Source organism: Pseudomonas sp. VE 267-6A (assembly GCF_024126555.1).
GTDB lineage: Bacteria > Pseudomonadota > Gammaproteobacteria > Pseudomonadales > Pseudomonadaceae > Aquipseudomonas > Aquipseudomonas palmensis.
This window is the reverse complement of sequence record NZ_JAMYBY010000024.1, coordinates 68118-89365: the sequence shown is the minus strand read 5'-3', so window position 1 is coordinate 89365 and position 21248 is coordinate 68118. Positions and strand designations below refer to the sequence as shown.

The window sequence follows — 21248 nt, the reverse complement described above, 5'->3', positions numbered from 1 at the left end:
CTCCTCGCGGGTCTTCTCGTCAGACCCTTACCTTACCGATGTTTGTCCGGCGAAGGAACCTCTACGCCACCCCGTGCCCGTTTGGACAGCGAGAACAGCCTGGTTGTTCTCTGGCAACTGAGCACCTACAAATAGTAGGCGCCCAGTGCACAGATGCTCAAGGTACTTGATCGTAAAAAACCTGCACTTGCAGCATGCGAACACGGCAGCGAGCCACACTGCCAACAGTAGCCGGATGATGTAGTGGTAAGACGAACAATGACACTTGGAGTCACTTTTAGTTCACTACAAAGACGCATTTACAGCGGTGTTTCAGCGCCGCTACAAAAGCGCCTGCATTCTTTTCACACCCCCGCCGGGGCGGCCTGCGCAACCGCGCAATTTTTTTCCGGTTCTTGCGCTCGGTCAGTTTACTTACTACAAGTAATGGGTACTATGTACGCCGGCCAGTTTCTCTTTGTTGAGAGATGGCTCTTTAATAGAAAGTCCTTGAAGGGGAACACGATGAACAACGTTCTGAAATTCTCTGCTCTGGCTCTGGCCGCAGTACTGGCCACCGGTTGCAGCAGCGTCTCCAAAGAAACCGAAGCCCGTCTGACTGCAACCGAAGACGCAGCAGCCCGTGCACAAGCTCGTGCCGATGAAGCCTACCGCAAGGCTGATGACGCTCTGGCCGCCGCTCAGAAAGCTCAGCAAACTGCTGACGAAGCTAACGAGCGCGCTCTGCGTATGCTGGAAAAAGCCAGCCGCAAGTAATAATCCCTCGGGATTGTTAAAAAGCCGACCCACCTGTGGGTCGGCTTTTTTATTGCCTGCAGAACCGTCCTGCGCAAACGACGAGGCCCGCATGAAGCGGGCCTCGTGCAAACACAGGCGGGTTACTGCATTTCGAGCGGAACGCTCGATACCATCGGCGCACTGGCGTCACCCGGCACCGCGATCTCTACCGGGATACCATCTTCGGCCGCCACCACGTCACGCACCATGTCCCAGTTCATGCGCAGGTTGTTGGCCAGGTCTTCGCGCTTGAGCAGGGCATTGATCACTGCCGTGTGCTTGTCGACCACCGACGGGTCGCCCTTGTCATCCAGCGGAGTATGCGCCTCGAGGTAGACCTTGCCACCACTGAGGCCGAACTTGTACGGCTCGTTGATGATGCGCACCGAAGTCCCCACCGGGGCCATGCTCGCCAGTTGCAGCACGTTGTTGTTGAGCATGCGGAAACAGCCATGGCTGGTACGCATGCCGATGCCGAACTTCTTGTTGGAACCGTGGATCAGGTAGCCCGGTACGCCCAGGGTGAACTTGAACGGGCCCAGCGGGTTGTCCGGGCCGGCCGGCACCACGTTGGGCAACGGATCACCGTCGGCGGCGTGCTCGGCCTTGATCGAGGCCGGTGGGGTCCAGGTCGGGTTCGGCGTCTTGGCCGTGACCTTGGTGTTGGCAATAGGCGAACCCCAGCCTTCGCGGCCGATGCCCAGCGGGAAGGTGTGCACCACGTTCTCGCCTTTGGGGTAGTAGTACAGGCGGTACTCGGCAAGGTTGATCACGATGCCTTCGCGCGGGCCCGGCGGCAGGATGAAACGGGTCGGCAGCACGATCTCGGTGCCGGCGCCTGGCAGCCAGGGGTCCACGCCCGGGTTGGCCGCGACCATCTCCAGGTAGCCCAGGTCGTTGGCGGTACCGATGTCGGCGAAGGTGTCCTCATACTTGGCCTTGATCACCTGGACCTGGCCGATGACATCCTCGCCCGGCGGCGGCAGGGGGAACTCCAGAGCGGCAACAGGGCCCGCCGCCAGCAGGGCGGCCAGGGACAGGCAACGGGTGACGGCGGGAAAGCGCGGCAACATCCGGGAAATCCTTCGCTAATTCAGGTGGGTCAAGCGGGCAATTGTACACCGCCCCCTGCGGGATCGGGAGGCATCCGGGCACAGAACCCTTGCCAAACGTAAAAGATCCGACGTCAGGCCTGCAGCTCGGGCCATACCGGACGCGTGCCGCGCCGCTGCGCCTCGAGGATCGCCCGGCACAGGCGGCACAGGCGCTGGTCACGGTAGATGCTGCGTTCCACACCCGACCAGCGCGGTTGCGCCGGCAACAGGGTGCCACACAGGGTACGGTCGACGGAGCCGCCCAGTTCGAGTTGGCGGGCGATCAGGTGGACGCGACTCTCCTGGCAGGCGAACAGGTCAAGCTGTTCGTCAGGCTCGATCAATTGATAGGCATACAGGGACCAGGCGGGACGCGGCATCGGGGGCTCCAAATCGGGGGCGCAACATTAGCCGAAAGCCGATCAGTATAAAAGCGTCAAAGCAGCGGTTTTATTGATGGCCAGGCATTTTCCAGCAACTGCGCCTGGGCGCCCTGCCCCGGATGGATGCCATCGGCCTGCATCAGCTCGGGCACGCCACCTACCCCTTCGAGAAAGAACGGCACCAGCGGCACGTCCTTTTCCTTGCCAAGATCGGCATACACCTGTGCGAACGCATCGGTGTAGCGCTTGCCATAGTTGGGTGGCAGGCGCATGCCCAGCAGCAGCACCCTGGCACCGGCATCACGGGAGCGATCGATCATCGAGGCAAGATTTTGTTGCAATTGCGCCGGTGCCTGCCCGCGCAGCCCGTCATTGCCACCCAGCTCCACCACCACCAGGCTGGGCTTGTGCTCTGCAAGCAGCGCAGGCAGCCGCGCCTGGCCCCCGGCACTGGTGTCGCCACTGATCGAGGCATTGACCACCTTGTCATCGAAACCCTCGGCCTTGAGCCGCTGTTCGAGCAGGGCAACCCACCCCTGACGGGTATCCAGGCCAAAAGCGGCACTGATACTATCCCCAACGATCAACACCGTTCCTGCCGATGCGCCCTGGGCCATGCACAGCAAGGCCAGGCCTGCACTCAATAACCACACTCGCATTGGATTCTCCATGGGCCCCAGCATCTTGACTGCGCGCAACCTTAGCAAAGTGGTCCCCAGCGCGGAAGGCGACCTGACCATCCTGCACGAACTGAGCCTGGAATTGAAACAGGGCGACAGCCTGGCCATTGTCGGCGCCTCCGGCTCGGGCAAGTCCACCCTGCTCGGCCTGCTGGCCGGCCTCGACCTGCCCAGTGCAGGCTCGGTGACACTGGCCGGGCACGACCTGGGCCCGCTCGACGAAGACCAGCGCGCCCAGGTCCGCGCCGAGCATGTCGGCTTCGTGTTCCAGTCGTTCCAGCTGCTCGACAGCCTCAATGCCCTTGAGAACGTGATGCTGCCGCTGGAGCTGGACGGACGCCGCGATGCCCGCGAACACGCCCGCAGCCTGCTCGAACGGGTCGGCCTGGGCCAGCGCCTGAGCCATTCGCCACGCCAGTTGTCCGGCGGCGAGCAGCAGCGGGTGGCAATTGCCCGCGCCTTTGCCGCCGAGCCTGCGGTGCTGTTCGCCGACGAGCCCACCGGCAACCTCGACAGCCACACCGGTGAACGCATCAGCGACCTGCTGTTCGAACTGAACAAGGAACGCGGCACCACCCTCGTCCTGGTCACCCACGATGAACGCCTGGCGCACCGCTGCGGCCGGCTGATTCGCCTGGAAGCCGGCCACCTGGTCACCCCGCTGGAGCCCTAGATGGCACACCTGTCGTTTCTGCGCCTGCCGAGCTTGGCGTTGCGTCAACTGATGCGCGATGCACGCGCCGGCGAACTGCGCGTGCTGTTCTTCGCCCTGCTGGTGGCCGTGGCCGCCAGCACCGCCATCGGCTACTTCGGCGCCCGCCTGAACGGCGCCATGCTGCTGCGTGCCACCGAGTTCCTTGGCGCCGACCTGGTGTTGCAGGGCAGCGCCCCGGCCACCCCGGAACAGATCCGCAACGGCGAGCAACTGGGCCTGGCCCATGCGAAAGTGGTCGAGTTCTCCAGCGTGATCGCCACCGACAACGGTATCCAGCTCTCCAGTGTCAAGGCTGCCGGCACGGGTTACCCGCTGCGCGGGGAGCTGCGCAGTGCCGCCGAGGCCTACGGGCCGGAGGTGGCCGGCGGTGGTCCGGCGCCGGGCGAAGCCTGGGTCGAGTCGCGCCTGCTGGCGGCGCTGAACCTCAAGATCGGTGACAGCGTCGACGTGGGCATGAAGCCCCTGCGCCTGAGCCGCGTGCTGACCTATGAGCCGGACCGCGCCGGCAACTTCTACAGCCTCACCCCGCGGGTGCTGATGAACCTCGCCGACCTGGATGCCACCGGCGTGGTGCAGCCCGGCAGCCGGGTCACCTACCGCGACCTGTGGCGCGGCGAGCCCCAGGCCCTGGCAAGCTACACCCAGGCTACCAAGGCGGGGCTTGCCGCCCACCAGCAACTGCGCGACTCGCGTGACGGCAACCAGCAGATCGGCGGTGCACTGGGCAAGGCCGAACGCTACCTGAACATGGCCAGCTTGGTGGCGGTGCTGCTGGCCGGCGTGGCCGTGGCGCTGTCGGCCAGCCGTTTTGCCATGCGCCGCTTCGATGCCAGCGCCCTGCTGCGCTGCCTGGGCCTGTCCCGACGCCAGGCGCTGAGCCTGTTCTGCCTGCAACTGGCGATTTTGGGCAGCGTGGCAGCCCTGGGGGGCGCACTGCTCGGCTGGCTGGCGCAACTGGGTCTGTTCGCCCTGCTGCAGGGCCTGCTGCCTTCGCAGGTGCCGCCAGGCGGCATCGCCCCGGCCCTGGCCGGGATCGCCACCGGGCTGGTGGCGCTGGCCGGTTTCGCCCTGCCGCCATTGGCAGCGCTGGGCCGGGTGCCGCCGCTGCGTGTACTGCGCCGCGACCTGCTGCCGGTGCCGGCAAGCAGCTGGCTGGTGTATGGCGCAGCGCTGTTGGCCCTGGGCCTCATCATGTGGCGCCTGAGCCTGGACCTGCTGCTGACCTTCGCCCTGCTCGGCGGCGGTCTGGTGGCCGCGCTGGTGCTGGGCGGTCTGCTGCTGCTCGGCCTGCGCAGCCTGCGCCGGCTGCTGGCCGGCGCCCCGCTGGCCTGGCGCCTGGGCCTGGGGCAACTGCTCAAGCATCCGCTGGCGGCGGCAGGCCAGTCGCTGGCCTTCGGCATGATCCTGCTGGCCATGGCCCTGATCGCCCTGCTGCGCACCGAGCTGCTCGACACCTGGCAGAACCAGCTGCCCAAGGATGCTCCCAACTATTTCGTGCTCAACATCCTGCCGGACGACAAGGACACCTTCGCCCAGCGCCTGAACGAATTCTCGGTCCATGCCGCGCCGTTGTTCCCGGTGATTCCCGGGCGCCTGACGCTCATCAATGGCGAGCCGGTGCGCGAGATCGTCAGCAAGGAATCCACCGGTGACCGCGCCGTCCAGCGCGACCTGAGCCTGACCTGGGCCGCCGACCTGCCCCAGGGCAACACCTTGAGCGCCGGCCAGTGGTGGCAGGCACAGCCAACGGCCGATGCCTTGCCCGGCGTGTCGGTGGAGGCGCAGCTGGCCGACAGCCTCAAGCTCAAGCTGGGCGACACCCTGACCTTCAGCATCGGTGGCCTGGAGCGCCAGGTACAGGTCAGCAGCCTGCGCACGGTCAACTGGGACAGTTTCCAGCCCAACTTCTACATGATCTTCCAGCCCGGCACCCTGCAGGACCTGCCGACCACCTATCTCACCAGCTTCTACCTGGCCCCAGGCCACGACCAGCAGGTGGTGGCCCTGTCGCGAGCGTTCCCGGCAGCCACCATCCTGCAGGTCGATGCGCTGCTGGAGCAGTTGCGCAGCATCCTGGCCCAGGTGACCCTGGCGGTACAGTATGTGCTGCTGTTCGTGCTGGCGGCGGGCCTGGCCGTGTTGTTCGCCGGGCTGCAGGCCACCCTGGACGAGCGCATCCACCAGGGTGCGCTGCTGCGGGCACTGGGCGCCAGCCGCAGCCTGCTGGTCAAGGCCCGGCGCATCGAGTTCGGCCTGCTGGGCGCTGCCAGCGGCCTGCTCGCGGCGCTGGGCACCGAACTGATCAGCCTGCTGCTGTACCGCTACGCATTCGACCTGCACTGGAGCCCGCACCCGTGGCTGCTGCTGTTGCCGGTGATCGGTGCGTTGCTGGTGGGGGGTGCGGGGGTATTCGGCACGCGCCGGGCGCTCAATGCCAGCCCGCTGACAGTGCTTCGCGAGGGCTGATAGACTCGGCGGCTACCTACCCGAGCCTGGAAGCCCATGAGCCGATACCGCCCGCCCCGCACAGCCGGCACCGCACTGATCACCCCACAGGGCGAGGCGCGCATGCGCGCCGAGCTGCATGAACTGTGGCATGTGCGCAGGCCCCAGGTGACCCAGTCGGTCAGTGAGGCAGCAGCGCAAGGTGACCGTTCGGAAAACGCCGAGTACACCTACGGCAAGAAGATGCTGCGCGAAATCGACAGCCGCGTGCGCTTCCTGACCAAGCGCCTGGAAAACCTGAAAGTGGTGAGCGAACGGCCCAGCGACCCGAACAAGGTGTACTTCGGGGCCTGGGTCACGGTCGAGAACGAAGACGGCGAACAATCGCGCTACCGCATCGTCGGGCCCGACGAGCTGGACTTGAAACTGGGCCTGATCAGCATCGATTCGCCCCTGGCCCGCGCCCTGATCGGCAAGGCGCTGGACGCTGAAGTGCGGGTGCAGACACCAACTGGCGAACAGACGGTGTACATCGTCGAGATCGAGTACCCCTGAGCGATCAGGCGCGGGTGATCAAGCCCTGGCGGGCGATGCGGGTCAGGTGGTGGAGCACTTCGGCGGCATCGGCCCTCGAGGGCGCCTGCACCACGGCCAGGTCGAAACGGTCGTTGCCGAACCGGGCGAGGGTTTCGCAGGAGTCGGCGAACTGGATCAGGAACGCCGTGGCACGGCCTTTGGGGCGGGGCCAGCCATCGAGGTAGCGCAGCAGGGTCGGCTGGTGTTTGCCGCTCAGCAGAATGCGCGGCGTGCGAGCCGCCTGGCTGGTAGGGAGAGGGGTGAGGCAAACGCTGGTACGTGGGCAACTCATGGTGTACTTCTCTGTGCCTCGCAGATCCCGCTGGGCTGCGGTGCGAGGCGTCACCGAACCAGCGCTTTAGCGGTATTCGGACGACCTGCTGGTGGTCTTCCTGCGCCCCGCAAGTAGCTGTTTAAATCGGCGCAAGCCAGCATCCTAGAGAAGCGCCGGCCCGGCTGTCAACAATGCCATCGTCTGATAAACGACCCGGACGCCGGAAAAACAAGCGAGTTTCTCGCATTCGACGGCGACGCCGGTTCCTGCACCTGTCGGTGCCCCTGAAGGCGCCTGCGTTGCCGCAGAAGCAAGCAGCCGGGTCGGGCACAAAAAAGGGCCTGCAATGCAGGCCCTTTTTGTGCCACAACGCCAAGGCTCACTTGGCGATCATGCGGTCCACCGACGCCCTGCCCGCCCCTTCCACCAGTACCGCAATCGCGCCACCCAGCAGCGCCAGGGCGAACTCATAGCCGTTGTTGGCCATGAACAGACCGTTGCCGATGTGCACCGAGAAAATCGCCACCAGCAGCAACCCCACCAGCGCCAGGGCCGCCGGGCGTGCCAGCAGGCCGATGACCAGTGCCAGCCCGCCGAAGAACTCGGCCCCACCGGACAGCGCCGCCATCAGTGTCGGCGGGGTCAGCCCCAGGCTTTCCATGTACTGCGCGGTGCCTGCCAGCCCGCCGCCACCAAACAGGCCGAACAGCTTCTGCGAGCCATGGGCCATGAAGATGATGCCGATGAAGATGCGCAATACGGTAATGCCCCAGCCGGCACGGGTGAACAATACGGAGTTGATGGCGTTCATGCTGTCTTCCTTAAGCGATGCAGGTGTGTGGTAGAGGTCGTCATCTTAATCATATTTTCAAATGTTAAAATCGCGATTATCTGCACATACCAATCGTAATTTTCGATTACTTGCGTGAGGCCACTTTTCGTCCCCGGGCTTCCAGCGCGTCGCGTTCGCGGTCGAATGCCAGAAAGTACTTGTTGACGCTATTAACATAGCTGACCGGCCCCATTCCCACCTGCTCGAGCGCCACACGTTCTACCTGAAAGAACCACTGGTTGTGGTTCAGGCCGCGTCGCCGCGCCTCGGCCCGCATGGCCTGAACCCGCTCCGGCCCCAGGTTGTAGCCGGCCAGCACGAACGCCATGCGCTCGCGTTCGTTGAGCTGGTTGCTGGAAAAGAACTTGCGCCGGATCAGTGCCAGGTAGCGCGCGCTGGCCTGTACATTGCCATCGACATTGGCGATATCGCTGATCCCCACCCGCTGCGCCGCACCGGGGGTGATCTGCATCAGCCCATGGGCGCCACCTGCGCCCCTGGCCGCCGGGTCGAGGGCCGACTCCTTGAACGCCAGTGCCGCCAGGTTCAGCCAGTCCAGGTTCTGGGCCTGGGCGTGACGCTGCAGCACCGGCCGCAGTTTTTCCAGGCGCTGGCGGTTGGCCTGGGCCAGCGGGTAATGCACCTTGTACAGGCGCCGGTAGATACGCTCGAACGCCACATCCTGATCGGCCGGGGCGTGATACCCCTTGAGGAAGCGATCGACACTGGCGTGCAGCATCGCCGCGTCGCGGCGCACGTACCAATGCATCGCCTCGGGCTGGGCCAGCTGCACCTTGCGCTGCACCAGCAGCTTGGGCATCACCTGCGCCCAGCGCCGGGCAATCGGCTGTTCGACCACGGTCAGGTGGAAGATGCCGGCCTGCACCATTTCCAGCACATCCTCCACCGCAAGGCTGGGGTCCGCCCATTCCACCTTGAGCGGCGCCAGCTTGCGCAGGGCCAGGCGCTGGTTGATTTCGTGGAGGGTATCGCCTGCCGCACTCGAACTGGTCAGGGTCACGGTGCGGCCGGCAAGCTGCTCGACGCGCTGGTAGGTCCGTTCGCCCTTGCGCCCCACCAGCACCAGCGGCACATTCTCCAGCACGGGGTCGCTGGCCATCACCCCGCGGGTGGAACTCAAATCGATCAGCTCGCCGGGCGCCACCAGATCGCCCTCGCCACGCTGCAATGCGCCAATCAACTGGTCCTTGGCCTTGGGGATGATCTTCAGGCGGATCTGCTGACCGTCACGGGCACGCCCGTTGAGATAGTGCTCGAAGGCGATCAACCGATGGTATTCGATGCCCACCGGCTGGCCCTTGACCTCGCCGGAGCTGTTGCGGCTCTGGTTGACCAGCACGCGCAACACCCGGCCTTCACGGATCTGCGCCAGGTCGCGCACCTTGGCCGCAGGCACCGCCTGCTGCGGGCCGGGCAGGCGTGCGTGGGCCGGGCCGGCGCACAGCAGGCCCACACACAGCAAAAAAAGCCAAAGTGATCGCGTCATCCGGTCTCCGGCAAAGGGCCGCGATTGAGTATTTGACGCCATAATGAGCGGTCGGTCCGTGACAATTGACCGCAAAAGACCGCGACAACTTCTTGAAGTTCTTGGCGTTATTGGTATTTTTCGGCGCTGCCAAGCGCTTTTGCCGCACAACCTGAGGTAGCACCATGCAACTCATCGACATCGGCGTCAATCTGACTAACCCAAGTTTCGACGGCAAGCACGAGGCCATCTTGCAGCGTGCCGAGGCCGCCGGGGTGCATCAGATGCTGGTGACCGGTACCAGCCTGGCCGGCAGCGAAGCCGCGCTACACCTGTGCGAGCAACTCGACCCGCAGGCCCGGCGCCTGTTCAGCACGGCCGGTGTACACCCCCACGATGCCAGCAGCTGGAACAGCGACACCGCGCGCCATCTGCGCGCGCTGCTCGAACAGCCACGGGTGCACGCGGTGGGTGAATGCGGGCTGGACTTCAACCGCGACTTCTCGCCGCGCCCGCAACAGGAAAAGGCCCTGGAAGAACAACTGGCGCTGGCGGTGCAGCTGCAGATGCCGGTGTTTCTGCACGAGCGTGATGCCAACGAACGCCTGTTGCAGATTCTCAAGGACTACCGCGACCGCCTGCCAGCCGCCGTGGTGCACTGCTTTACCGGCGAGCGCAGCGCCCTGTTCAGCTACCTGGACCTGGACCTGCACATCGGCATCACCGGCTGGATCTGCGACGAACGTCGCGGTACCCACCTGCACCCGCTGGTTGCCAGCATCCCCACTGGCCGCCTGATGCTGGAGAGCGACGCCCCCTACCTGCTGCCCCGGACCCTGCGCCCCAAACCCAAAAGCGGTCGCAACGAACCGGCCTACCTGCCCGAAGTGCTGCGCGAAGTGGCCCTGCACCGGGGCGAGACACCCGAGCAAGTGGCTGCGCACACCAGCGACTGCGCCCGGCGCTTCTTCGGGCTCCCCGACATAGTTTGACGCATATCAAGATTTGTCTTTGAATTGGCTGGCACACTGATGGCACCTTGCCAAATTGTTTCCGCTCAATCAGAGAAGACCTATCCATGGGTGCCTGGCTCAGCAATATCTCACTGAAGTACAAGTTCTGGGCGGTGAACGCAGTCGCCTTCGTCACAACCCTGTTCGTGGTGCTGTATGCGGTGCACCTGGAAACCCGCGCCAGGGCCGAGACGGCCCAGGCCCGGGTGCAATCCGAAGCCCGCCTGCTGGCCGCCTGGCCCGCCGGCCAGGCCTTGCCGCAGAACGCCACCTGGGTCAGCTTCACACCCGGGCAGGCGCCCACCTTCGATGGCCAGGCGTTGCCGGCCCTGGCCACTGCCCAGGGCTGGGTCGAGCTGAACGGCATGCCGCTGCTGGGCAGCGACCCGCTGATCGGCGCGCAGGTCATCCAGCGCGATGGCCAGCAGATCGCGGTACTGGCCCAGGCCCCGAGCATGGCGCAGGTGTTCACCGACCGTTTCGTCAACTATGCGGTGTGCGTACTGATCCTGATGCTGGCCATGCTGTGCGCCTCGCAGTTGCTGATCCGCTTCCTGCTCAGCCAGCTCAACATCCTCAAGGACGTGATGCTGCACGTCGAGAAGACCGGTGACCTGTCGGCACGGGTGCCGCTGTCCTGCGGCGACGAGATCGGCCAGATGGCCAGCGCCTTCAACGCCATGCAGACCACCTACCACCGCGTGGTCAACACCGTGGCGCGAACCGCCGCGCAGCTGGATGCCGGCGCCGCGCGCCTGGCCGCCAGCATGAACGAGGTGCGCCACGGCATGCTCGGCCAGCAGAGCGAAACCGACCAGGCCGCCACCGCCATCAACGAAATGACCGCCACCGTCTACCACATCGCCCAGCATGCCGGTGCCACACGCGACCTGTCGCAAAGCGCCGACACCCTGGCCGGCAGCGGCAAGGACGTGGTCAGCCGCGTGCAGTCGTCGATCTCGGGGCTCTCCACCGGCGTGCAGCAGACGGCCGAGATGATCCGTCAACTGGCCGAGGACAGCCAGAAGATCAACAGCGTGGTCGGGGTGATTCACAGCATCGCCGAACAGACCAACCTGCTGGCCCTCAACGCGGCGATCGAGGCGGCCCGTGCCGGCGACCTGGGCCGCGGTTTCGCGGTGGTGGCGGACGAGGTGCGCAACCTGGCCAAGCGCGTGCAGAGCTCCACCGATGAAATCACCACCATGGTCTCTGCCCTGCAGGCCGGCACCCGCGATGCGGTGGAGTTCATGACCGAGAGCTCGTTCAAGGCCGACGACTGCGTCAAGCAGGCCCAGGAAGCCGGCGAGGCCCTGGCGGAGATCACCGGCGCGGTGGCGCAGATGCGCGAGAGCAATACCCAGATCGCCGTGGCGGCCGAACAGCAGAGCCAGGTGGCCGAAGAGATGAACCGCGCAGTGGTGAGCATCCGCGACGTGACCGAAGAGACCGTGCAGCAGACCGTCGACTCGGCCACCACCAGCAGCGAACTGGCCACCCTGGCCGGCGAGCTGAACAAGGCCATCGGTCAACTCAAGCTATAAACGCGATAGCCGCGCGCAATTGGCCCCCTGGCGGGGGCCAAACTACGCTTGGGTTATCCGTTTTGCACCTTGAGGAGAACCGTGATGAACAAGCACCTGTTTCACCTGCCCCACTGGCATCACGCCCCTCGTACCCCCACCAACATCGCGCTACAGCTGATTGCGCTGCCGCTGCTGGCCATCGGCGCGCTGCTGGTATTGAGCGGCGCGCTCGACGCCGACCTGGGCACCCTGGCCGTCGGCGTCATCGGCCTGCTGGCCGGTGTGGCGGTGGAGCGCCAGCGCCAGTGATTCAGGCGAACACGGTCACCGTCTGGCGGCTGATGGCAAGCAAATCACCGGCTCCGTTCCACAAGGCGGCCGCCACATGGCCGTAGCCGTCACGCGCGTAGTCGATCTGGGCGCAGTACTGGCACCAGTCCAGGGTGGTCAGGCTGGCCACCGGCTGCACGAACTCGATGGTCCAGGTCAGGGTGCTGCCGGCAGCGGGCGTGCTCAGGTGCGGCATCAACGCCGGTGGCCAGGCATCGACCAGCGCCAGCAGGTGGGCTTCGGTCACCGGCTCCTCGACTACATCCTCACCGCGCAGGCGCACCCAGCCGCCCATCTCGCGTGACCGGCTACCGCTGAACGGCAAGCCGCCAATGCCCCAGCGCATGGCCAGGTGGCGAATGAACTCGGGGGTCACGCCCTTGATGAAGGGCAACTCGGGGCTGGACTCGGCAAGGCTTTTCATCGGCACCGGCGCCAGCCCTGACACCTGCACCACCGAATCGCGCCCGGCACCGAAACTGCCCTGCACCAGGGTCACCACCTGGCCATTCTGTACCGCGCGCCCCAGCAGCGAGCTGACCGCCTTGCCGTCACGCAACAGCTCCACCTCGAAACTGATCGGCACCCCAGGCTCGGCCGGCCCTACGAAGGTGATGGCCAGCGAGCGCACCGGACGGTCCGGGGCGACCTTGGCGTGCATGGCCTCGTACACCAGCGCCGCCATCAGCCCGCCGAAACAGGCACGCCCCTGGGCCCATTCGGCCGGGATGGTCACCGCCTGGGGCTGCAGGCGCACGGCGGTGAGCAGTTGGGAAAAATTCATCGGGACCTCGACCAGTGGGCAAATGTGGCGATGTTAACCAGCCGCCGCGCCGCGCACAGGCCGCATTTGCGCCAAACACGCGACTTATCGACGTTGGATTTCGCTCAGCAGTGTCTCCAGCGTGCGGTCGGCACGTTGCTCGGCCGCCGCCTGTTGCGCCTGCCAGTGCGCCACGCAGGGCGCCAGGCCAGGCTGCTGCTCGGCCTGCAACAGCCACTGCAACAGGTCGTGCCAGTCGCCCAGATCGCCCTGGGCGCGCTTGAGCCCGCGGCGCAGGGCCGGGCGCAGGCGTTCGAGCTGTGGATAGGCCTCGGCGCCATAGCGCACCCGCTTGATCAGCAGGCGCAGGCGGTGGCGGTCGTGCGCCGGGTCGTTCATGGCAGCCTGCAGGTTGCGCCACTGCTTGTGCAGGCGCTTGCCCACCCGCGCCTCCAGGCGGCGTACCAGGCCCTGGCGCTGGGCCGCACGCAGGAACATCGGGAAGGCATCGATGATCGCCAGCAGCCGCGCAAGCTCGGCGCTGGCCGCCACCCGGGCAAAGGTGCGGGCGGGGTCGCCAAGCTGCTGGCGGGCCACCTCGGGCAGCCCGCGTTCGAGCAACTGCGCGGCCAGCACCTCGCGATCGCGCAGCGGCGTAGTCAGGCGCCCCAGCTCGGCGGCAGCATCCTCCAGCTTGTCCACCCCCGGCAGCCCGCGCAGGGGCCGCAGCAGGCTGCGCAGGCGACGCACGCTGGTACGCAGGTCATGCAGCGCCTCACTGTCGGTATGGGCCGCCAGGCGTGCCTGGCAGGCCAGCAGGCGCACGTGCAGGGTCAGCACCTGGGCGATCACATGGTCGAGCATTGCCGACATGGCCTGGTCCTCCCTCAGCGCCCGGCGCGCGATTCACGGATGTAGAAGCGTGCCTTCTCGGCCTTGTTGCTGCAGCCTTCGAAGGCTTCGAACTGCTGCTGGGTCTTGGCGCCGGTCAGCAGCGACAGGGCCTTGGAATAGCTGACCGTGCCGGCGAAGCCCTCGGCCTTGGCCAGGTCCAGCTCCTTCCAGGCCGAATCCAGCTGATTGGCGCAGCTGTCCCGGTACGCCGTCTTGCCGGCGCAGCCGCTCAGTACCAGGGCAATCAGGGGCAGGCAGATCCAGGCTTTCATCGGTGTTACCTCAAAAGGAAAATGTTCGGGGTGGCACTTCGACGGCACGCACGCTGAAAAGTGCCCTGCTCAGCGTAGCCCAGCGCTTGTCACGATTGAAGCACAGCCCTGAATGGGTGCATTGTTAGGCCCACGAGCAGAACAGCCGCAAGGAACGACCATGAGCAAACGCGTAGCACTGGTGCTGGGGTCGGGGGGCGCCCGAGGGTATGCACACATCGGCGTGATCGAGGAGCTGGAGCGGCGCGGCTACGACATCGCCTGCATTGCCGGCTGTTCGATGGGCGCAGTGATCGGCGGCATCTACGCCGCCGGCAAGCTCGACGACTACCGACGCTGGATCGAGAGCCTGGATTACCTGGATGTGCTGCGCCTGGTGGACGTGAGTTTCAGGCTGGGCGCGATTCGCGGCGAGAAGGTGTTCGGGCAGATCCGCAAGATCGTCGGCGAGGTCAACATCGAGAACCTGCGCATCCCCTACACCGCAGTGGCGGCCGACCTCACCAACCAGCAGGAGATCTGGTTCCAGGAAGGCTGCCTGCACCAGGCCATGCGCGCCTCGGCGGCGATCCCCAGCCTGTTCACCCCGGTGGTGCAGGGCAACCGCATGCTGGTCGATGGCGGCATCCTCAACCCGTTGCCGATCATCCCGGTGGTGTCCAGCCACTGCGACCTGATCGTGGCGGTGAATCTCAACTCCACCAACCAGAAGCATTACCAGTTGCCGGTGATCGAGCGGCCGGCGGCGTTCAAGTTGCGCTTCGACAACCTGATCAACTCGCTGGGCTCGCACCTGCCGTTCCGGCGCAAGGCCGCCGAAGGGCTGATCCGCATCGAGCAGGCGGCGCCCAACCCGTGGCTCAGCGATGCGGCCGAGCCTGAGGCGCAGCAGCCCTCGGCGGCGCCCGAGACTGACGGCGCGCCGAAATCGGCGGCCGGCTCGTTCATTGTCGACAACGTGGGGCCGGCTTCGCTGCTGGACCTGATCAACCAGAGCTTCGAGGTGATGCAGACGTCGCTGGCGCAGTACAAGATCGCCGGCTACCCGCCGGATGTACTGATCAACGTGCCCAAGCGGGTGTGCCGGTTCTTCGAGTTCTACAAGGCGCCGGAGCTGATCGCGCTGGGGCGCGAGATTGCACGCGATACGCTGGACAACTATGAGGCCGAGAGGCGCTAGGCCGGCGAAGAGGCCCTCAAGCCTGCTCCGGCCCGATCAACCGATACCCCACCCCCGGCTCGGTCACGATGAACCGCGGCGCCGTCGGGTCGTCCCCCAGTTTCTGCCGCACATGCGCCACCACGATGCGCAGGTAGTGGCTGTCCTCCACATGGGTGGGGCCCCAGATATCCTTGAGCAACTGCTGCTGGGTGATCACCCGCCCCGGGTGACGCGCCAGTTGCGCCAGCAACGCATACTCCTTGCGGGTCAGCGCCACCTCCTCGCCCGCCAGGGTCACGCGCCGGTAGGCAAGGTCCACGGTCAACGGGCCGAAGCGCGGCGCCGACTCTTCGGCCACCGCCTGGGGCACCTGGCGCAGCAATGCGCGCACCCGCGCCAGAAACTCCTGGATGCCGAACGGCTTGGTCACGTAGTCATTGGCCCCGCCGTCCAGCGCCTCGACCTTCTGCACTTCGCTGGCCCGCACCGACAACACCAGCACCGGCACCTGGCTCCATTCGCGCAGTTCGCGCAACACCTGCTGCCCGTCCATGTCGGGCAACCCCAGGTCGAGCACCACCAGCTCCGGCCGACCCAGCGCCGCCTGGCTCAGGCCCTCGGCACCGGTGCCCGCCTCCAGCACCTTGTAGCCCTGCGAGCCAAGGCTGATGCGCAGGAACTTGCGGATCTGCGGTTCGTCGTCGATGACCAGCACGGTCGCGGTCTGGCTCATGGGGTCTCGCTGTCCAGTTCAGGTTGGGCCGGAAGCGGCAAGCATAGTGTGATGCAGGTGCCACGGCCATCGATGCCGTCCTCTACGCGGATCTGCCCGCCATGGGCGCCGATCATGCCCTGGCAGATCGCCAGCCCCAGCCCCGTGCCCTGCCCGCCCCGGTCCCCGCGCGCAGCGGTGTAGAACATGTCGAAGATGCGCGCCCGGTCCTGCGGCGCAATCCCCGGGCCCTCGTCGGCGACGGCCATGCACAGCTGCTCGCCTTCCACACTCACCCGCAGTTCGAGGCGCCCGTGGGCCGGCGAGAAGCGCGCCGCGTTCTCCAGCACATTGATCAGGGCCTGCTCGATCAGTGCGGCATGCACGAACAGCAGCGGCAGCTCTGCCGGCACCTCGGTGCGCAACTGCAACGGGGCCAGCACCACGCGCAGGCGGCTCAGGGCGCTGCCGACGATGTCGGTCGGCGCCACCCAGTCCCGCGCGAGCTTGAGCCCGCCATGCCCCAGGCGGGTCATGTCGAGCAGGTTCTGGATGTAACGGTCCAGGCGCTCGGCCTCGTCGCGGGTGCCTTCGAGCAGCTCGCGACGGTCGTGCTGACTGATTGCCTCACCCAGTGCCAGCAGGCTGTCGATGCTGCCGCGCATGGCAGTCAACGGGGTGCGCAGGTCGTGGGACACCGAGGCCAGCAAGGCACTGCGCAACTGTTCAGTTTCGCCGTGCAGGCGCGCCGCCTCCAGCTGATCGGCCAGCCGCGCCCGGGCCAGGGCCTGGGCCAATGGCTGGCTGAGGGCCTTGAGCAGGCGCCGGCGCTGGGCCGTCAGCACCTGGCCCTCGCGCGGGCGTACCCCCAGCAGGGCCAGCGGGCCTTCCTCCACCGACAGCGGCCACCACCACCAGCGCCCGTTGGGCAAGGTGTCGCTGCCAAGGCCGGCGGCCTGGTCATGCTGCCAGGCCCAGTCGGCGGCCGCCCGCTCGGTGTCGTTGAACTGCAGGGCACCGCCGCTGGCCACCTGCAGGCGACCTTCGGCATCGCGTTCGAGCAGGCACATCTGCACGTCCGTCCAGCCCTCCAGGTGGTGGCTGGCGGCATTGAACACCGCCTGGCGGTCGGTAGCTGCGGTCAGCCGGCGGGTCAGGTCCAGCAATTGGCCGGTCTGCTCCTGGGTTTCGCGCAGCGCCTGCAACTGACGCCGCTGGCGCGCCGCCAGGTTGCCGGTCAGGGCGGCCATCAGCAGAAAGAACACCAGGGTCAGCACGTCCTCCTCGCGCTGGATGCTCAGCGAGAAATTCGGCGGTATGAACAGAAAATCGTAGGCCAGAAACGACAGCGCGGCGCACACCAGCGCCGGGCCCAAGCTGCTGCGCACCGCCACCAGCAGCACCGCTGCCAGAAACACCAGCGAGATGTTGGGCAGCGCCAGCACCCCGGCCACGCCCCAGGCCAGTGCACTGGCCAGCACGGTGGCGAGCAGCGCCAGCAGGTAGTGGCGCCAGGCCCAGGCTCGCGCCACCGGCGCGCTGACCGGTTCTGGCTGTGCGTCGCGGTCGAGCACGTTGATTTCCAGCCCGTGGGCCTCGCGCAACAGGCGCGCCGCCACACCGGCACCGAACCAGCGCCGACGCAGCCGATCACGCGACTGGCCCACCAGCACCAGGCTCGCACGCCGCTCCAGCGCATGCTGGATCAAGGTGTTGGCCACCTCGCCGGCGCGCAGCACCACCACTTCGCCGCCCAGCCGCTCGGCCAGCTGCTGGGCGGCCTGCAGGCGCTGGCGTGCGGTTTCGTCGCGCAGGCGGCCGTTGTCCACGTGCACCAGGCTCCAGGGCAGGTGGCGGCGCTGTGCCACGCGGCTGGCATGACGTACCAGGCGCTCGGCCTGGGCATCGCCATCCACCCCCACCAGCAGGCGCCCACGCAGCGCCGGCGCATCCTGGCCCAGGCTGCGGTAGCCGTGGGCGAGGTCGGCATCGACCTGGGCGGCGGCGGTCTGCATCGCCAGCTCGCGCAGGGCCGTCAGGTTGGTCTGGGTGAAGAACGCATCGATCGCCGCCCGCGCCTGCTCCGGCACGTACACCTTGCCGTCGCGCAGGCGTTCGAGCAGCTCGCGCGGCGGCAGGTCGATCAGCACCAGTTCGAAGGCTTCCTGCAGCACCCAGTCGGGCAGCGTTTCGCGCACCTGCACGCCGGTGATGCCGCGCACATGGTCATTGAGGCTTTCCAGGTGCTGCACGTTGACCGTGGTGTACACGTCGATACCGGCCGACAGCAGCTCCTGCACGTCCTGCCAACGCTTGGCGTGGCGGCTGCCGGGTGCGTTGCTGTGGGCCAGCTCGTCCACCAGCGCCAGTTGCGGGGCGGCCTTGAGCAGGCCGTCCAGGTCCATTTCCTCCAACTGCACGCCACGGTACTCGGAGCGCACCAGCGGCTGTTGCGGCAAACCGCCCAGCAGCGCCTCGGTTTCGCTGCGCCCATGGGTTTCGACGATGCCCGCCAGCACCCTCACCCCCTGGCGCAACTGCGCATGGGCGGCCTGCAGCATGGCGTAGGTCTTGCCTACGCCGGGCGCTGCGCCCAGGAACACCTTGAGCCGGCCGCGCCCCTCGCGCGGCAACTCGGCCAACAACGCATCGGCGCGTTCAGAATCACTCATGGTCGACACACGTCCTTATTTCGAAGCAGGTGCGAGCTGGTCGAGGGCCGCATTCAGGGCCAGGATATTGACCACCGGCGGCCCCACCAGTGGGTGCAGGGTGGACTGCTCCGCCAGGGCTTGCAAGGTGGGCAGCGGCAATTGCCGCGCCGCTGCCACCCGCGCCAGCTGATAGGCCACGGCTGCTGGCGGCAGGTGCGGGTCCAGGCCGCTGCCGGAGGTGGTCAGCAGCGCCAGCGGCACCGGGCCTTGTGCCGGCACATACAGCGCCTGGGCCTGCTCGCCCACGCGTTTGGCCAACGCCGGGTTGCTCGGCGCCAGGTTGCTGGCACCGCTGGACACCGTGGCATAGTCGGCCGCCGAGGGCCGCGGCTGGAACCAGCCCGCGCCACTGAACGGCTGGGCCAGCAGGCGCGAGCCGCGCACCTGGCCACTGTCGTCGCGCAGCAGGCTGCCGTTGGCCTGCTCGGGGAACGCCACCTGGGCGACTCCGGTGACCACCAGCGGGTACACCGCGCCGGTGATCAGGGTCATTAGCACAATCAGGCTCAGGGCCGGGCGTACTAGCGTCGTCATGTTCATCTCCCAGTTCACACAAGGTGCAGCGCATTGAGCGCCAGATCGATCAGCTTGATCCCCACGAACGGCACCAGCAGCCCGCCCAGACCGTAGATCAGCAGGTTGCGCCGCAGCAGGTGGGCAGCGCTGGCGGCCTGCACCCGTACCCCGCGCAGCGCCAGCGGGATCAGCACCACGATGATCAGCGCGTTGAACACGATCGCCGAGACGATGGCGCTCTGCGGGCTGGCCAGTTGCATCAGGTTGAGCACGCCCAGCTGCGGGTAGATCGCAGCGAACAGCGCCGGCAGGATGGCGAAGTACTTGGCCACGTCGTTGGCAATGGAAAAGGTGGTGAGCGCGCCACGGGTCACCAGCAGCTCCTTGCCCACCTGTACCACATCCAGCAACTTGGTCGGGTCGCTGTCCAGGTCGACCATGTTGGCCGCCTCGCGGGCCGCCTGGGTGCCGTCATTCATGGCCATGCCGACATCCGCCTGGGCCAGCGCCGGGGCGTCGTTGGCACCGTCGCCGCACATGGCTACCAGGCGCCCGTCGTTCTGTTCCTGGCGAATGCGTGCCAGCTTCTTCTCCGGCGTGGCCTCGGCCAGCACGTCGTCGACCCCGGCCTCGGCGGCAATCGCCGCGGCGGTCAGCGGGTTGTCGCCGGTCACCATCACGGTGCGAATGCCCAGTTTGCGCAGCTCGGCGAAGCGCTCGCGAATGCCGGGCTTGACCACGTCCTTGAGGTGGATAACGCCCAGCAGGCGCTTGTCCACGCACACCAGCAACGGGGTACCGCCACTCTGGGCAATGCGGTCGACTTCACGGGCCAGGGCGGCCGGCAGGTCCAGGCGCTGCATGCCGACGAACGCCAGTACCGAATCCACCGCGCCCTTGCGGTAGCGCTGGGCGCCGAAGTCGACGCCCGACAGGCGGGTTTCGGCGCTGAAGGCCACCGGCACCAGGTGTGCAGCGTCGGGTGGGGTGAAGTCATGCAACTGGCGCAGGTAGTCGACGATCGACTTGCCTTCGGCGGTGTCGTCGGCCAGCGAGGCCAGCAAGGCGCCCTCGCCCAGCTCGCGGGCAGTGATGCCGGGGGCGGCATGCACCGCACTGCAACGGCGGTTGCCGAAGGTGATGGTGCCGGTCTTGTCCAGCAGCAGCACGTGCACGTCGCCGGCCGCTTCCACTGCACGCCCCGAACGGGCAATCACGTTGAGCCGCACCAGGCGGTCCATGCCGGCGATGCCGATGGCCGACAGCAGGCCGCCGATGGTGGTGGGGATCAGGGTCACCAGCAAGGCCACCAGAAACACCATCGGGATGCTGCCACCGGCAAAGTGCGCGAAGGGCTGCAGCGTGACCACTACCACCAGGAAGATCAGCGTCAGGCCGATCAGCAGGATGTCCAGGGCCACCTCGTTGGGCGTCTTCTGGCGTTTGGCGCCCTCGACCAGGGCGATCATGCGGTCCAGGGTCGACTCGCCCGGGTTGCTGGTGATCTGCACCAGCAGCCAGTCGGACACCAGCCGGGTGTTGCCGGTGACCGCAGAGCGGTCGCCGCCAGACTCGCGGATCACCGGTGCGGACTCGCCGGTGATCGCCGCCTCGTTGACCGCGGCGATCCCTTCGATCACCTCGCCGTCACCGGGGATCATCTCCCCGGCATCCACACGCACCACATCGCCTTTGCGCAGGTCACTGGCCGGCACCACCTCGAACTCGCCCGAGGCCATGCGCCGCCGCGCGCTCAGGCCCTGGCTGCCGGCCTTGAGGCTGTCGGCGCGGGCCTTGCCACGGCCTTCGGCCAGGGCCTCGGCGAAGTTGGCGAACAGCACGGTGAACCACAGCCACACGGCGATCTGCACCGATACGCCGGTGGGTACGTCGCTGGGCAGCAGGCACAACAGGGTGGTGAAGATAGCGGTCAGTTCCACCACCAGCATCACCGGGGCGCGCTTGAGCTGGCGCGGGTCGAGCTTGACGAATGCCTGCACCAGGGCCGGACGCCAGAGCGCGGCGAAGGTGGTGCGGGCAGTGGCGGACGGGGCCGCCTTCACTTCGGAAACAGGCAGGTTCAT

21 protein-coding genes are annotated in these 21248 nt (G+C 66.8%); 8 read left to right on the top strand and 13 right to left on the bottom strand.

All coding sequences use genetic code 11. The features are described 5' to 3' along the window. Positions 1-504 precede the first annotated feature (504 nt). Positions 505-756 carry an outer membrane lipoprotei OprI gene (oprI, locus tag NJH59_RS23370; protein ID WP_037058464.1) on the top strand — a complete coding sequence of 84 codons (252 nt, stop codon included), beginning with the start codon at positions 505-507 and terminating at the stop codon, positions 754-756. Between the two features lie 122 nt (positions 757-878). Here oprI and NJH59_RS23365 read toward each other — a convergent pair whose 3' ends face one another. From NJH59_RS23365 to NJH59_RS23355, 3 genes are all read right to left on the bottom strand, one after another. Next, a complete protein-coding gene (locus NJH59_RS23365) occupies positions 879-1850 on the bottom strand; it encodes a L,D-transpeptidase family protein (protein ID WP_043863088.1) in 972 nt (323 codons plus the stop codon). Between the two features lie 113 nt (positions 1851-1963). Then, positions 1964-2251 (bottom strand): hypothetical protein, encoded by a 288-nt coding sequence (locus NJH59_RS23360; protein ID WP_043863089.1) that lies wholly within the window; start codon positions 2249-2251, stop codon positions 1964-1966. A 56-nt stretch (positions 2252-2307) separates the two neighbouring features. Beyond that, positions 2308-2913 carry an arylesterase gene (locus tag NJH59_RS23355; RefSeq protein ID WP_043863090.1) on the bottom strand — a complete coding sequence of 202 codons (606 nt, stop codon included), beginning with the start codon at positions 2911-2913 and terminating at the stop codon, positions 2308-2310. Between the two features lie 10 nt (positions 2914-2923). Here NJH59_RS23355 and NJH59_RS23350 point away from each other — a divergent pair, with 10 nt between their 5' ends. From NJH59_RS23350 to greB, 3 genes are read left to right on the top strand one after another with little or no spacing between them, the layout of a single operon-like run. Beyond that, on the top strand, positions 2924-3607 hold the full coding sequence (locus tag NJH59_RS23350; protein ID WP_043863091.1) for an ABC transporter ATP-binding protein: 684 nt from the start codon (positions 2924-2926) through the stop codon (positions 3605-3607). After that, entirely contained in the window at positions 3608-6115 is a 2508-nt protein-coding gene (locus NJH59_RS23345) for an ABC transporter permease (protein WP_253087373.1), read from the top strand. Positions 6116-6151: 36 nt separating this feature from the next. Further along, positions 6152-6649, top strand: coding sequence for a transcription elongation factor GreB (gene greB / locus NJH59_RS23340; RefSeq protein ID WP_043863093.1), 498 nt, complete (start codon positions 6152-6154; stop codon positions 6647-6649). A 4-nt stretch (positions 6650-6653) separates the two neighbouring features. On the opposite strand, the gene NJH59_RS23335 is transcribed toward greB, so the two are convergent. The 3 genes from NJH59_RS23335 to NJH59_RS23325 form a co-directional block, all read right to left on the bottom strand. Beyond that, complete coding sequence (locus NJH59_RS23335) at positions 6654-6962, bottom strand: hypothetical protein (RefSeq protein WP_253087372.1); 309 nt, start codon at positions 6960-6962, stop codon at positions 6654-6656. A gap of 361 nt (positions 6963-7323) precedes the next feature. Continuing rightward, positions 7324-7755 carry a DoxX family protein gene (locus tag NJH59_RS23330; protein WP_043863095.1) on the bottom strand — a complete coding sequence of 144 codons (432 nt, stop codon included), beginning with the start codon at positions 7753-7755 and terminating at the stop codon, positions 7324-7326. 106 nt (positions 7756-7861) lie between these two features. Further along, on the bottom strand, positions 7862-9283 hold the full coding sequence (locus NJH59_RS23325) for a transglycosylase SLT domain-containing protein (RefSeq protein WP_253087371.1): 1422 nt from the start codon (positions 9281-9283) through the stop codon (positions 7862-7864). 164 nt (positions 9284-9447) lie between these two features. Here NJH59_RS23325 and NJH59_RS23320 point away from each other — a divergent pair, with 164 nt between their 5' ends. The 3 genes from NJH59_RS23320 (at position 9448) to NJH59_RS23310 (ending at position 12110) form a co-directional block, all read left to right on the top strand. Beyond that, complete coding sequence (locus tag NJH59_RS23320) at positions 9448-10254, top strand: TatD family hydrolase (RefSeq protein WP_043863097.1); 807 nt, start codon at positions 9448-9450, stop codon at positions 10252-10254. 86 nt (positions 10255-10340) lie between these two features. Further along, positions 10341-11819: a methyl-accepting chemotaxis protein gene (locus NJH59_RS23315; RefSeq protein WP_054915686.1), complete on the top strand. Its 1479-nt coding sequence runs from the start codon at positions 10341-10343 to the stop codon at positions 11817-11819. A gap of 84 nt (positions 11820-11903) precedes the next feature. Further along, positions 11904-12110 carry a hypothetical protein gene (locus tag NJH59_RS23310; protein WP_052504289.1) on the top strand — a complete coding sequence of 69 codons (207 nt, stop codon included), beginning with the start codon at positions 11904-11906 and terminating at the stop codon, positions 12108-12110. A gap of 1 nt (position 12111) precedes the next feature. Here NJH59_RS23310 and NJH59_RS23305 read toward each other — a convergent pair whose 3' ends face one another. The 3 genes from NJH59_RS23305 to NJH59_RS23295 all read right to left on the bottom strand — a co-directional run bounded on the left by NJH59_RS23305 (position 12112) and on the right by NJH59_RS23295 (position 14060). Continuing rightward, on the bottom strand, positions 12112-12915 hold the full coding sequence (locus NJH59_RS23305) for a thioesterase family protein (RefSeq protein ID WP_253087370.1): 804 nt from the start codon (positions 12913-12915) through the stop codon (positions 12112-12114). Positions 12916-12999: 84 nt separating this feature from the next. After that, complete coding sequence (locus NJH59_RS23300) at positions 13000-13767, bottom strand: CHAD domain-containing protein (protein WP_100634710.1); 768 nt, start codon at positions 13765-13767, stop codon at positions 13000-13002. 14 nt (positions 13768-13781) lie between these two features. Further along, complete coding sequence (locus tag NJH59_RS23295) at positions 13782-14060, bottom strand: hypothetical protein (RefSeq protein WP_043863101.1); 279 nt, start codon at positions 14058-14060, stop codon at positions 13782-13784. 160 nt (positions 14061-14220) lie between these two features. Between NJH59_RS23295 and NJH59_RS23290 the strand changes: the two genes are divergently transcribed. Then, positions 14221-15240: a patatin-like phospholipase family protein gene (locus NJH59_RS23290; protein ID WP_078480475.1), complete on the top strand. Its 1020-nt coding sequence runs from the start codon at positions 14221-14223 to the stop codon at positions 15238-15240. Between the two features lie 16 nt (positions 15241-15256). Here the strand turns inward: NJH59_RS23290 and NJH59_RS23285 are convergent, their stop codons facing one another. Genes NJH59_RS23285 through kdpB form a run of 4 tightly spaced genes read right to left on the bottom strand, consistent with a single transcriptional unit; the run spans position 15257 to position 21248 of the window. Next, entirely contained in the window at positions 15257-15955 is a 699-nt protein-coding gene (locus NJH59_RS23285) for a response regulator (RefSeq protein ID WP_043863103.1), read from the bottom strand. After that, the gene (locus tag NJH59_RS23280; RefSeq protein WP_253087369.1) at positions 15952-18606 is read right to left on the bottom strand and encodes a sensor histidine kinase KdpD; all 2655 of its coding nucleotides are present in this window, start codon (positions 18604-18606) and stop codon (positions 15952-15954) included. The genes NJH59_RS23285 and NJH59_RS23280 overlap by 4 nt, the downstream gene beginning before the upstream one ends. A 15-nt stretch (positions 18607-18621) precedes the next feature. Next, entirely contained in the window at positions 18622-19182 is a 561-nt protein-coding gene (kdpC, locus tag NJH59_RS23275) for a potassium-transporting ATPase subunit KdpC (RefSeq protein ID WP_253087368.1), read from the bottom strand. 14 nt (positions 19183-19196) lie between these two features. Next, positions 19197-21248: a potassium-transporting ATPase subunit KdpB gene (gene kdpB / locus NJH59_RS23270; protein WP_104572274.1), complete on the bottom strand. Its 2052-nt coding sequence runs from the start codon at positions 21246-21248 to the stop codon at positions 19197-19199.